We start from the raw sequence: 12,274 nt of genomic DNA on the forward strand, positions 1-12,274 counted from the left end.
CCGCATCGCACAAAACCGGCGCATCATCCACAGGCCGCCAACTGTTGCGGAATGATCAACACCGGGGCGTTTGCCCTCAGACAAACCCTCGGTTTGGTCAACGCAAGCATTACCCCGGCGTTAATCGGTCACGCACGTATCTCCGTGCCTCGTTGAGGGTCTCGTTATGAAACTGTCTGCGTTGATGTTTTCGATGGGCGCGCTGATGATGGGCTCGGCGTTTGCGCAGGGCACTGCCGCACCGGCCACGGCACCGGCAGCTGCGCCCGCCGCTGTCCACGCGGTCTGCAAGGACGGCACGCCTTATTCCGGTGCAACGCTCAAGGGGGCTTGCCATGGCCACGGCGGCGTAGACAAGAAGGCCAGCGCTGCTGGCGCTTCCGCCGCCGCACCAGCCGCTGCAGCACCGATGGCCGCCGCGCCCGCCGCAGCCGCCCCGGCCACACCTGCTGCGCCGGCCGCACCCGCTACCGCAGCCGCTGCCAAGCCAGCAGCAGCAGCCGGCGCTGTCGCCCCCGGCGGCGGCCCCGACAAGGTGTGGGCCAATACCAGCACCAAGGTCTACCACTGCCCGGGCGACCGCTACTACGGCAAGACCAAGCAAGGTTCGTACATGACCGAGGCCGATGCCAAGGCCCAGGGCCTGCACGCAAGCCACGGCAAGGCCTGTACCAAGTAAGCCGAATCAGACGCGCTCGAACCATCTAAAGCGCGCCCCGCACGCCGCGGCCCACTTGGGTTGCGGCGTATTCCTTTTCTGCCTCACCGTTGCACCGCATGCCCCCCCGCTACGAACATCCTTCCGCCGCCCTCCAGCGCCCCGACCACTACGCGCCATTGAGCACACCGCCCCTGCCTGCGCAGCAGCGCGTGCTGCGTGACGTGATTGCGGGGTTCTCGATCGCGGGCCTGCTGCTGCCCGAAGCCGTTGCGTATGCAGGGATTGCCAGCCTGCCGCCGCAGGCCGGGTTGATCGCACTGCTATCAGGGCTGGTGGTGTATGCGCTGATCGGGTCGAGCCGCTTTGCGATTGTGTCGGCCACCTCATCGTCGGCTGCCGTGCTGTTTGCGACGGTGCTCTCGGAACCCGGCAACGCAGGCACAGCGCTCACGCTGGCGTCGGCGCTCATCATTGCCACAGGCTTGCTGTTCATCCTCGCAGGCGTGGGGCGGCTGGGCGGTATGTCGGATTTCATCGCGCGGCCGGTGCTGCGCGGCTTCACCTTCGGGCTGGCGCTGACGATTGCCATCAAGCAGTTGCCGAAGATTCTCGACGTGGCGGTCCACCACAGCGACACGCCGCGCGTTGCGCTAGACCTGCTCAGCGGCGCAGCCAGCGCCAACCCTTACAGCACGACGCTGGGTGCCGTGGCGCTTGCCTTGCTGTTTGGCCTCGGGCGCTGGGGGGGCCGCATTCCGGCCACGCTCGTCGTCATCGTGCTGGCCATTGCGGCGGGCTACTGGCTCGACTGGCATGCGTATGGCATTGCCGTGGTCGGTCATATCGACTTGCAGAACATCAGCTTCGGCGTGCCCGATCTTGGCCGTGCGGAGTGGATGCAGAGCATCGAACTCGGCTTCGCGCTCATGCTGATTCTGTACGCCGAGTCGTATGGGTCCATCCGCAACTTCGCGCTCAAACATGGCGATGGCATCTCCGCCAACCGAGACCTCATCGCGCTGGGTTGCGCCAACCTGCTCTCGGGCCTGCTGCACGGCATGCCGGTGGGCGCGGGTTACTCCGCCACCTCTGCCAACGAGGCCGCAGGCGCGCAGTCACGCCTAGCCGGGCTGTGCGCAGCGGTGGTGGTGGCGCTGATCGTCTGGCTGTTCCTGCCGCAACTGGCGCGCATTCCCGAGCCGGTGCTGGCGGCCATCGTGATCTTTGCGGTCAGCCACTCGCTGCACCCGAGCGTGTTCAAGCCGTACTGGTCGTGGCACCGGGATCGGCTCGTGGTGATTGCCGCGCTGCTCGCCGTTCTGGTGCTGGGCGTGCTGCACGGGCTGCTGGCCGCGATTGGCGTCAGCCTGCTGCTGACGCTGCGCAAGCTGTCCGAGCCGACCGTCAGCCTGCTCGGCCGTCTGCGTGACAGCCATGACTTTGTGGACGTGTCCTTGCACCCGGATGCCAAACCGCTGCCCGGCGTGCTGATCGTGCGGCCGGAAGTGCCACTGTTCTTCGCCAACACCGAGCGTGTGCTGGGCAAGGTGCGCGCGCTGCTGCAAGCCCCGCAGCAACCACCGCTGCGCGCCGTCATGCTGAGCCTGGAAGAAACGCCCGACGTGGATGGCTCCGCCATCGAGGCGCTGCGCATCTTTGCGGCGGAATGTGCGGCGCGCGGTTTGCAGTTGATGTTCGTGCGGCTCAAGCCGCGTGCGCTGGCGGTGTTGCAACGCGCGACGGACGACACGCTGCGGCCCGAGATGCTGCATGAACTGAGCGTGGATGAGTGTGTGCAGTCGTTGGCGGAGAACGGCACCGGCCACTGACGGCGGACTCAGTCGCCACCGCCGCCGCCACCGCCACAACCACCGCCGTCGCCTCCACAACCACCACCGTCGCCGCCGCAACCGCTGCCATCGCCACCACTGCCGGCGCAACCACTGCTGGCACCACAGCCACTGTCGCGCTTTCTGCCAAGGCCCTCGATGGTGCCGTCAATGCGGCGGCTGGCAAAATCGGCGCCGCATTGCATGACCTCGCCACCGGGCAGGATGGCGGCGCAATCCGGCACGTAGTGAAAGCCGTTGGGAATGGCGAGTTGGTGGTCGATGGCAAACAGCAGCGGCAGCCGATCGGGGTGGCGCGGGTTGATCGACTCCTCCCGGCAAGCCCACCACCATGTACGGCGCAGCCCGACGTTGGAACGCTTGCGCAACGGCGAGAGTGCGGCGGAGGGCAGGTGATGCAGAAACTTGCCGAATGCGCGCCGGCAGAAATCGCGGTACTCGCGTGTGTAGAGGATGAACTCGTGCCACAGGTCATCGACCACGCGCGAGGGCATCGACACATAGTCGCAATCACTGCGCAGGTGGACCAGGAAGAACTGCCGCAACCCGCGCACGACCTGCTCGCGCTGGGCAGGGGTCAGATCGGGATGCTTCTCGGCAAAGCGCTCCAGCAGGCCTGGCGGCCAGCGGTAGTTCTGGATGAACGCTTCACGCTGTTCGCTCTTGAAGCGCCCTCGCACTGAAAATGCGGCCAGCGTGGCAACCAGGCCGACCACAATGACCCCGGTTTGGAGTGCTGCCATCCGATCCCCCCGAATCGCGCTAATAGGCGCGGCCATTATGCCGCGCCATTGGGCAACCGGAGCGATGTGCTGGTAATACTCGACGCGCTATCGGATCGCTTCGGCCGTATCCCAAACGCCCGTCTTGACCACCTCCCGCACATAGTCCGCAAAATCCCGCGGCGCCCGGCCCAGCGCACGCTGCACGCCATCGGCCACGTGCACGTTCCGGCCATCGAGCACTTCGGCAAACAGCCCACCTAGAAACACCGCAAACTCGCGCGGCACGTAGTCGGAGAGCATCTCCACGTATGCATCCGTCTCCATCGGCTGATAGTGGATGTCGCGGCCGAGCGCGTCGCTCAGGGTGTCAGCCACTTCGGCAAAGGTCAGCGCGCGCGGGCCGGTCATCTCGTACAACTGGCCGATGTGGCGCGCGTCGGTAAAGGCGGCGATGGCGGCATCAGCCAGATCGCCGGCATCAACAAACGGTTCGGCGACGTTGCCGCCGGGCAGCGCAATCACACCGGCCAGCACGGGCTCCAGCAGATGGCCTTCGCTGAAGTTCTGGTTGAACCAGCTGGCGCGCAGCAACGTCCACGCAAGGCCGCTGTTCTGCACGATGGCTTCGCAACGCTGTGCTGCGGGCTCGCCACGGCCGGAGAGCAGCACAAGATGGCGCACGCCGGCTGCCTTGGCCGCCGCAACGAATGCGCGGATGGCTGCCTCGGCGCCCGGCGCGGCCAGGTCTGGTTGGTAGGTGATATAGACGCCGTCCATGCCGGCCAATGCTGCGGGCCAGGTGGTCGGGTCTTCCCAGTCAAAGGCCGGGTTGGCATTGCGCGAGCCCTCACGCACGGTCACGCCGTGCACACGCAAACCCTGTGCGACGCGCGCACCCGTCTTGCCGGTGGCGCCCAGAACGAGGACGGAGGAGATGGGGAAAGCTTGGACGATCTGCATGGCGAAACTCCTGAAAGCGTTGGGGTGGGAGACGCCTCCAGTATGGAAAGCGGGCCCATTCCAGGTGTGACCGGGCGTCCGCGGTTCATGCTCAATCGTCCAGATCAGCGCACAATCGGCACGTTGTTGCTCAGGATGTCGCCATGACTTCGACAAGCACGCCACCTCCCTGGACCCACATCGACCCGCTGGGCGAAGCACTGCACTTTCTGCGCATGAGCGGCGTGTTCTATTGCCGCTCGGAGTTCTCCGCGCCGTGGGGGCTGGCGCTGCCGCCCGTGCCCGACTGCATGATGCTGCACGTGGTGGCCAGCGGCCGCGCCTGGCTGGAGGTGGAGGGTGAGCCGGCACGCGCACTCGCCCCCGGCACCTTGGCCATCGTGCCGCGTGGCACCGGGCATCGGCTGACCAGCCAGCCGGGTGTGGCGTGTGCGGGCCTGTTCGATCTGCCGCGCGAGTTGATGAGCGAGCGTTATGAAGTGCTGCGCCATGGCGGCAGCGGCGAGCCCGCACAGATGATCTGCGCCGCCGTACGCTTCGGCCACCAGGCTGCGCAACGGCTGGCGGCACTGCTGCCGGCGGCACTGTGCATCGACAGCCGGCAATCACCGCACGCGCAATGGATCGAGCAAACCTTGCGCTTCATGGCCGCCGAGGCCCGCATGCCTCAACCCGGCGGCGAAACCATGGTGACGCGGCTAGCGGACATTCTCGTCATCCTCGCGATTCGCGATTGGATTGAGCGCGATCCGGCTGCACGCAGCGGTTGGGTGGGGGCATTGCAGGACAAGCAGATTGGCCGTGCGATGGCATTGATCCATCGCGAGCCCGCGCGGGAGTGGACCCTCGGTGCGCTGGCCGAAGCGGCCGCGATGTCCCGCTCGGCATTTGCCGCGCGCTTCACACGATTGGTGGGCGAGCCGGCCATGCAATACGTTGCGCGCTGGCGCATGCAGATTGCGCTGGGCTGGCTGCAGGAAGACCGCCTGCCACTGGCCGAGGCCGCCAGCCGGCTGGGTTACCAATCGGAGGCGGCGTTCAGCCGGGCATTCAAACGGTTCAATGGGGTGACGCCCGGAGCCGCACGACGCAGCGTAACCCCGGAAGCGATGGCCTAGCGCGCAGCTGCGCCGGGTGCGCGCGCACCTTCCAGAATGATGCGTGCCAGCTTGGCGTAGTCGCCATCAAAGTGATGACCGCCGGGCAGCTTCACGAGCTGGACTTGCTTCGGGTCCAGACCAGGGCAGTTGGTGTCCTTCTCTTCCTTGCCGTAGATGCACATCCCCAGGCCGGCCGGCAGCTTTTGCACTTCGGGCAGGATCAGCAGGCCCGACGCACTGCTCGACACCCAGTTGGTCATGTGGAACTCGAAATCGGCACGCTTGCCCAGGCCCATCATCACGGCCAATGCCACATGCTCGCGCGATGCGGCAGGCAACCGGTTGACGATGAAGGGCAGCACATCCGCACCCTGCGAATAGCCGATCAGCAGCGCCTTGCTTTTCTTCCAGCGCGCGGCGTAGAAGCGCACCAGGCGGTCCATGTCGGCCGCGGCCGAGGCCGGTGTGCGCGGGGTCCAGAAGTAGCGCAACGAATCGATGCCGACCACAGGCACGCCGGACTTGGACAACGCGGCCGCCACCTCCTTGTCGAGCCCCGCCCAGCCGCCGTCACCCGACAGCAGGATCGCGAACAGCTCCGACGATGTGCCGGGCTGCGCAGCCACTTCGATGATCGGCAGATCCGACACGGCTGCAGGCGGCGGCGGGGGCGGCGGTTTGCGCTGCGCGTTCAGCTTGGCGAAGGCGGCCTTGAACGGCTCGCTTGCCGTCACGGGGGGCACGTTGGCGCCACTCGGCGCAGCCGTTTGCACAGCGGGCAGCGCAACCGACTGCGCACCGGAAATCGTATCGATGAAGGCTTGCGTGGCGCGTGCCTCGCACAGCGGACCCGACCGACGCGCAAATGGCGTGAGCGTGCCCGACTGCAGCGCCACCCACGGCGCCGACAGCTTCGTGGCCGGCAGCAGCACCACGCCTGCGTTCTCCGGTGGCTTAGTACGTTTCGCCGTGGTGCGGCTCTCGCTCTGGCGACGGCTGAAGTGCACGCCCTCACCCTTGCACAGCGGCTTGCGCAGCTCCAGCACCGGGCAGAACTCCATCGACATGGCTGCGGCAAAGATGTTCGGGCGTGCCTGCGCAATCATCGCGTAGGCAAGTGCGCCCCCTTCGTTGTCCCCCACGAGGATGGGCGGGTAGTAGCCCGGCACCTTCTCGTAGGCTTGCAGGAAGCGGCTGAAGTTCTCCAGATCGCCGTCGGGGAAGGCGCAGTCGCCCAGATCCGCCTCAAGGCTTGAAAACAGTGCGGGCGTGGAGAGGCCGGCCACCAGCGCGCCCTGCTCCGCCAGGCTCTGCGCCATGCGCGAGGTGGCGGGCGTCCAGCCCTGGTCGCCCGAGAGCATCAGCACGACAGAGCGGATTTCGCCCTTCGGTTTGTAGACCGGCACATCACGAAAACGCCCGTGCGTGACGAACTCGACGGCACCCGGCGCGGCAGCAGGTGTGGCCGGCGCCACCACGGGCAGCGACAGCACGCCGCCGTTGGCTGCCTTGTTGGCGGTCACAGCGGCGGCGCTCATCTGCAGACGCGGCGGCATGTCACCTTGCGGCGGCACGGCTGTCACGCCACTGGCACCCGTCATACCCACCTGCGGCACCAGCACCGGCCCTTGCACCGGCGTGGGCTTAGGCGCCGAAGCTGCCGCAGGCGCATCCGCAGCCACGGCCGGCGATGTCGTCAGCCAGCACACGACTGCCGTGGCGGCCACTGCCACCACGTACTGTCCGATACGTCGCACTCCCCGATGCCGCGCCTCTTGCGTGCGCGGTACTTGCCAACTCATTTGGAGATCACTCCCTTCAGCCCGCCGCCGATCAGTGCGGCAACGTCTGTCAATGTGAATAGCGGCGCCAACCCGCCGCGCGCGAGCAGGTAGCGGGGTTCCCACACCGGCTCGAATTTGTCCTTGAAACTGCGCAGCCCACGGAAATTGTAGAAGCGCGCGCCGTGGCGGAACATCATCCGTCCGAAGCGGTGCCAGCGCGGCGCAAGCTCATGCTCGACCATGCCCGACATCGGCGCCATTCCCAGGCCAAAGCGCTGATAGCCCTCGGCCTGGAAGTGCAGGATCAGCTTGCCGAAGAGGAAGTCCATGGTGCCCGGCGGCACGGTGCCGCGCTGGCGCATCAGGTCGACGCTCGCTTCAATGCGCAGCACATCGGGGCACATCAGCGTGGCAAACGCGAGGATGGCGCCTTCGCGCCGCACGATGGCCACCGGTTGGCTGAGCACATAGCGGTCTTCAAACGCGCCGAGCGAGAAACCCTTCTCGCGCGCGTTCTGGTTGTGCAGCCACTCATCGGAGATGGCGCGCAACTCCTCCAGCACCGCCGGCACGCCTTCGGCCGGCACGATCTCGAACGACAGCCCTTCACGCTCGCCGCGCGTCACGCCATGACGCAGGTTGGCGCGGCGCGAGCCCTTGAGGCTGAACTCGGGCAGCGACACATAAGCCTCTTCACCCAGCTTGTAGGCACGCAGGCCGGCATCGAGATACAGCGGCAGCGTTTGCGGGCGCGTCTTGTAGAACGCCGCGCGGCCACCGTGCGCGTCGGCCATCTCGATAAAACGCCAGATCAGTTCGGGCCACTCCTGCTGCGCGCCCACCGGGTCGCCCAGCGCTACCCACGAGCGACCTTGCTTGGCATACATGATGAACGCGTTGCCCGACGGCGAGAACAGCAGGCTCTTGTCACCCATCAGCGCCAGCGCGGCGTCTGCGGCGGGTTGCTTGCGGATGATCTCTGCGGCGCGGGCCAGTTCTTCCGTGCTCGGGCAAATGGTCTCGCCGGGCTCGCGGCGAAAGAGCTGCCACATGCCGAAGCCGAGGCCCGTGACCGCCACCGCCATCAGCGCGCGAATGGAGCGCGGCGCATCGCCATCAAAGGTGAACTGCCACCAGAGTTGGTTGGCGTAAGCCACCTCGCGATAGGCGAAGAAGAGGATCCACACGCAGGCGGCAAACACGCACGCCATGGCAGCCAGCCAACCCACCTCCAGCCGCTGCGAGAACAGCGACGACGGCCGATCAAACTGCCGGCGCGAGATGATCAGCAGCACCGCCAGCGTGACCAGCACCACCATCTCCGACACCGCAATGCCCTTGGGCAGCGCCAGCACGCCCGTGAGCAGCGACAGCACCAGCGCCGCCCACCATGCGGCATCCAGCCGGTGCAGCAGTCCGCGTGCGACAAACAGCATGATGAGCCCCGCCACACTGCCGATCATGTGCGACGCTTCCACCACAAACAGCGGCACATGCATACGCAGCAGGTCTTCCGCTTCATCCGTGGCGGGGGTGACGCCGGAGACGAGCAGCATCACACCCGCCACCATGGTCAGCGCAGCCAGCAGGCCGGGCGACAGTTTGACCGCCGCGCGACCGAATGGGGCAGCAAAGGGCGCCCCCGCCCCCGAGCGCAACTCGAACACCCCCAGCATGGCTGCAGCCACGATCAACGGCAGCAGAAAGTAAATAGCTCGGTAGAGGAGCAACGCGGCCAACACCTCGGCCGGCGGCGCCTGACCACTGCAGCCCAGCAGGATGACCGCCTCGAACACGCCCAGGCCGCCCGGGCTCTGACTCAGCACGCCCAGCGTGACAGCCAGTGCGTAAAAGGCGACGAAAGTAGGCAAGTCAACGGCACCCGCTGGCATGAGCACCCACAACGCAGCAGCCGCCGCACTCAGGTCTGCCGCTGAAATCACGAACTGGCGCGCCGCCAGCGCCGGCGGCGGCGGGCGGATCTCCCACCGGCCGAACAACGTGACGTGGCGCTGGCGCATGCACAGCGCCAGCAGCGCAAACACGCCAGCCAGCACCAGCAGCGCAACCGCTTCCAGCAACGCTGCCGGTAGGTGCGTGATACCGGCAATATGAGAGGCGCCCCACAGCAACCCGATCGCGCCGAAAGCCGTGGTGGACACGCCCAACGCGCTCGCATCAAAGGCGACCGCCTCGGTCACCCGCGCTGCGTCCAGGCCGGCCGCGGTGTACAGGCGCGTGCGCACCGCCCCGGCTGTCAGTGAACCCAGGCCAACGGTGTTGCCCAGCGCATAAGCGATGAAGGACGTCGTGGCGACCGTGCCGGGCGCCACCTGCGCACCGGCATAGCGCAGACCGGAGGCGTCGTAGCCTGTAAGGGCGACATAGCTGAGCACGGTGGCCAGAATCGCCAGCCACACGTGCGAGCGCGGCGTGGCATGCAATGCGGCAACCATATCGGCGTAGTGCACGTGGTCGAGCAACGCATACAGGCTGTCGAACACCAGCGCGCCGACGATCAGCACGATGCCGAGCACGGTCCAGTTGCCCAGGCCAAAACCACGACTGGCATCGGCATCAGGGCGGGAAACAACCGCAGTTTCAGCAGGCGCGGGCGCTGCCTGCTTGACCGGCGATCGGTGAGGTTTGGGACTGGCGTCGTGGGACGCGGCGTCAGGCATGGTGTGAAACGAGATCCTGCTGGCTGGGCTGGTTTGGCTGGTTTGGGTCAAGCGGCGCCGGATCCCAACCTGATAGACGGAATACAAGCGCCGGCGATGTCCCTATAGCGAATCCCACGGCGCGCAGACGGGAGACGGTGGCGAGCAAAGCGCCCGGCTGCCACATGTGCGGCATCGACATCATGAATTGACCCCGACTTGCCGGTGCTGGCGTGTTGTCGTCCGGGCCGGAACAGCCTCCGACCGGCGCACCGGTTGCTCTGCCGATTGCTCCTGCAATGCGCACGCTGAATTCGCACGATTGTTTCTGATCCCACGTAACACGGACAAAACCGCCGTTTCGTTGACACGCAAACACACATTTTACGGCGCGGGCGCGCTCCCCGGCGCTTTTGGTGTCACATCCGGCTTGCCGATGTCGATGGAAACCGGGTCACTGGCGGGAAATGTCTCCTCCAGGCCCTCGTCCAGCAGGGCCTCCTCGTGCGAGTCAGGCACAGGCGGATGCGGGTTGGCGGGCACAGGGGCGGACGAGACACGGTCATCTGGCATGGCGTTCTCCAAGAGGGCTCACCCAGCATAGACAATCCGGGCAACCGGCAATCAGCGGTGGGCGATCGGCGACCAGCAAAGGCGGCGGTGCAGCGTGGCACGGGCATGTGTCGCTGGACCGTGCACAGTCGGGCGCGACGTGCACGATACTCAGGGGATGCTCAGCAAGTGGCGGACCCGGTCGCGACATCAATACGACAACTGCTGCGTCGCCGCGACCGCGCAAACGATTGCAAACCCGACAAACGCTCTAGGCGATATTGCGTAGCCAGGTGGAGTCCGGTACACAATCAAGACAACCTTTTCAAACCCTCCACATTGACTGTTTTCACCTCACGCGCATGCCTCTCCAGCGCACCATCGGCGCCCTCTTGCGGCACCCTCCCCTGCTGATCATCGGTGCCTCGGCGCTGTCGCTGCTGCTGGCCGCACTGACGGCCTTGTCGCTGTGGGAAATGCGCGTCGATGCGCTGGCACGTGCCCGCGACGCCGCCGACAACCTCTCGCTGATCCTGCAGCGCGACATCGCCCGCAACATCGAGGTGTACGACCTGTCGCTGCAGGCCGTGATCGACGGCATGCGGGACCCGAAGATCGTCGCCCTGCCCCAGGACATCCGGCAACTGGTGCTGTTCGACCGCTCAACCAACGCGCAGGACCTGGGCTCGCTGCTGGTGGCCAACCCGGCGGGCGACGTCATCATCGATTCGCACGCGGTACCGCCGCGGCATATCCATGTGGGCGACCGCGATTACTTTCAGGTGCATCAGGGCTCCCCGGATGTCGGCCTCTATATCAGCGAGCCATTCAAGCCGCGCATCAACGGCGTCGATGCATCACTGGGACTGAGCCGGCGCCTGAACGGGCCGCATGGCGAATTCAAGGGCATCGTGGTCGGCACACTGCGGCTGAACTACTTCCGGCGGCTCTTTGACGGCCTCAACCTCGGGCCGCGCGCCACCGTGACGCTGGTACGCTCCGACGGCACGCTGCTCATGCGCCGCCCATACAACGAAACACTCATCGGCCGCAGCCTGGCCGATAGCCCGGCCTTCCAGCGGCGTCTGCTGTCGCCCGAAGGGTCTTACGTGGAGATGGCCGCGACTGACGGCATCGAGCGTCTGTTCAGCTTCCGCCATATCGGCGAGCACCCGCTGATCGTGGCGGTGGGCTTGGCCACCGAAGACATCTACGCCGAATGGCGGCAGCGCGCATGGGTGATCGGCAGCATCGTGCTGCTGCTCGATGCGGTGTTCATGACACTGTCGGTCTTGTTTGCCAAGCAGTTGCGCAAGCGGCTGGAAATGGAGCAGCAACTGCAGTGGCTGGCCAACACGGATGGCCTGACCGGCCTGGGCACGCGCCGCGCACTGGATGCCACGCTGGACGTGGAATGGCGCCGCGCCAATCGCAACCACATGCCGCTGGCTGTGCTGATGATTGACGTGGACGAGTTCAAGCATTTCAACGACCGCTACGGCCACGCCGCCGGCGACACGGCCCTGCGCACTGTCGCGCGCTGCGTGAACGACAACATCAAGCGCCCGGGCGATTTTGCCGGCCGTTACGGCGGCGAGGAGTTCTGCGCCATCCTGCCCAGTACCGATCTGGCCGGCGCGGTGCGCGTGGCCGAGAACATCCGCACCGCCGTGCTGGCCGCCGACGAGCCCAACGCGGGCAGCGCGCATGGCAAGCTGACGGTGAGCATCGGCGTGGCCGTGCACACGGGCATCGTCACGGCCGAAGACACCGCCGAAGACCTGCTGCGACTGGCCGATGGGCGGCTGTACGAGGCCAAGGCTGCCGGGCGCAACGCGGTCATCCCGCGCCAGGAGCGGCCCAAGCTGGCGGTGGTGTAGATGCAGCCGCTTGCGCAGCAGGCACTGATGCCCGTACCGTAGCCCCCCCCCACTTTGGGGGCATGCCACCATCACGCAAGGGTTTTGCACAATGGTGGCTCC

At 66.4% G+C, this 12,274-nt stretch carries 9 protein-coding genes; 4 read left to right on the plus strand and 5 right to left on the minus strand.

Annotated features, from left to right (window positions below):
• Positions 1-166: 166 nt before the first annotated feature.
• Together F7R11_RS18225 and F7R11_RS18230 are read left to right on the plus strand one after the other, a co-directional pair.
• Positions 167-679 carry a DUF3761 domain-containing protein gene (locus tag F7R11_RS18225; protein ID WP_064808934.1) on the plus strand — a complete coding sequence of 171 codons (513 nt, stop codon included), beginning with the start codon at positions 167-169 and terminating at the stop codon, positions 677-679.
• Between the two features lie 98 nt (positions 680-777).
• The gene (locus tag F7R11_RS18230) at positions 778-2,490 is read left to right on the plus strand and encodes a SulP family inorganic anion transporter (RefSeq protein WP_064808933.1); all 1,713 of its coding nucleotides are present in this window, start codon (positions 778-780) and stop codon (positions 2,488-2,490) included.
• Between the two features lie 8 nt (positions 2,491-2,498).
• Here F7R11_RS18230 and F7R11_RS27065 read toward each other — a convergent pair whose 3' ends face one another.
• Together F7R11_RS27065 and F7R11_RS18240 are read right to left on the minus strand one after the other, a co-directional pair.
• The gene (locus tag F7R11_RS27065) at positions 2,499-3,254 is read right to left on the minus strand and encodes a glycine-rich domain-containing protein (protein WP_064808932.1); all 756 of its coding nucleotides are present in this window, start codon (positions 3,252-3,254) and stop codon (positions 2,499-2,501) included.
• A gap of 87 nt (positions 3,255-3,341) precedes the next feature.
• On the minus strand, positions 3,342-4,196 hold the full coding sequence (locus F7R11_RS18240) for an NAD(P)H-binding protein (protein WP_064808931.1): 855 nt from the start codon (positions 4,194-4,196) through the stop codon (positions 3,342-3,344).
• Positions 4,197-4,339: 143 nt separating this feature from the next.
• Here F7R11_RS18240 and F7R11_RS18245 point away from each other — a divergent pair, with 143 nt between their 5' ends.
• Complete coding sequence (locus F7R11_RS18245) at positions 4,340-5,314, plus strand: AraC family transcriptional regulator (protein WP_064808930.1); 975 nt, start codon at positions 4,340-4,342, stop codon at positions 5,312-5,314.
• Here the strand turns inward: F7R11_RS18245 and F7R11_RS18250 are convergent.
• The 3 genes from F7R11_RS18250 to F7R11_RS18260 form a co-directional block, all read right to left on the minus strand.
• Positions 5,311-7,098, minus strand: coding sequence for a virulence factor (locus F7R11_RS18250; protein ID WP_064808929.1), 1,788 nt, complete (start codon positions 7,096-7,098; stop codon positions 5,311-5,313). The genes F7R11_RS18245 and F7R11_RS18250 overlap by 4 nt on opposite strands.
• On the minus strand, positions 7,095-9,761 hold the full coding sequence (gene mprF / locus F7R11_RS18255; protein WP_064808928.1) for a bifunctional lysylphosphatidylglycerol flippase/synthetase MprF: 2,667 nt from the start codon (positions 9,759-9,761) through the stop codon (positions 7,095-7,097). The genes F7R11_RS18250 and mprF overlap by 4 nt, the downstream gene beginning before the upstream one ends.
• 363 nt (positions 9,762-10,124) lie before the next feature.
• Entirely contained in the window at positions 10,125-10,313 is a 189-nt protein-coding gene (locus tag F7R11_RS18260; protein WP_064808927.1) for a hypothetical protein, read from the minus strand.
• 341 nt (positions 10,314-10,654) lie between these two features.
• Here F7R11_RS18260 and F7R11_RS18265 point away from each other — a divergent pair, with 341 nt between their 5' ends.
• Positions 10,655-12,172: a sensor domain-containing diguanylate cyclase gene (locus F7R11_RS18265; protein ID WP_064808926.1), complete on the plus strand. Its 1,518-nt coding sequence runs from the start codon at positions 10,655-10,657 to the stop codon at positions 12,170-12,172.
• Positions 12,173-12,274: the final 102 nt, after the last annotated feature.

Origin of the sequence: Ralstonia insidiosa (assembly GCF_008801405.1) — a bacterium.
Classification (GTDB): Bacteria; Pseudomonadota; Gammaproteobacteria; order Burkholderiales; family Burkholderiaceae; genus Ralstonia; species Ralstonia insidiosa.

Excerpts from the sequence above, each read along its gene's own strand:
- F7R11_RS18225 (WP_064808934.1), top strand. The coding sequence starts at position 167 with ATGAAACTGTCTGCGTTGATGTTTTCGATGGGCGCGCTGATGATGGGC.
- F7R11_RS18230 (WP_064808933.1), top strand. The coding sequence starts at position 778 with ATGCCCCCCCGCTACGAACATCCTTCCGCCGCCCTCCAGCGCCCCGAC.
- F7R11_RS18265 (WP_064808926.1), top strand. The coding sequence starts at position 10,655 with ATGCCTCTCCAGCGCACCATCGGCGCCCTCTTGCGGCACCCTCCCCTG.
- F7R11_RS18250 (WP_064808929.1), bottom strand. The coding sequence starts at position 7,098 with ATGAGTTGGCAAGTACCGCGCACGCAAGAGGCGCGGCATCGGGGAGTG.
- mprF (WP_064808928.1), bottom strand. The coding sequence starts at position 9,761 with ATGCCTGACGCCGCGTCCCACGACGCCAGTCCCAAACCTCACCGATCG.
- F7R11_RS18240 (WP_064808931.1), bottom strand. The coding sequence starts at position 4,196 with ATGCAGATCGTCCAAGCTTTCCCCATCTCCTCCGTCCTCGTTCTGGGC.
- F7R11_RS18245 (WP_064808930.1), top strand. The coding sequence starts at position 4,340 with ATGACTTCGACAAGCACGCCACCTCCCTGGACCCACATCGACCCGCTG.
- F7R11_RS18260 (WP_064808927.1), bottom strand. The coding sequence starts at position 10,313 with ATGCCAGATGACCGTGTCTCGTCCGCCCCTGTGCCCGCCAACCCGCAT.
- F7R11_RS27065 (WP_064808932.1), bottom strand. The coding sequence starts at position 3,254 with ATGGCAGCACTCCAAACCGGGGTCATTGTGGTCGGCCTGGTTGCCACG.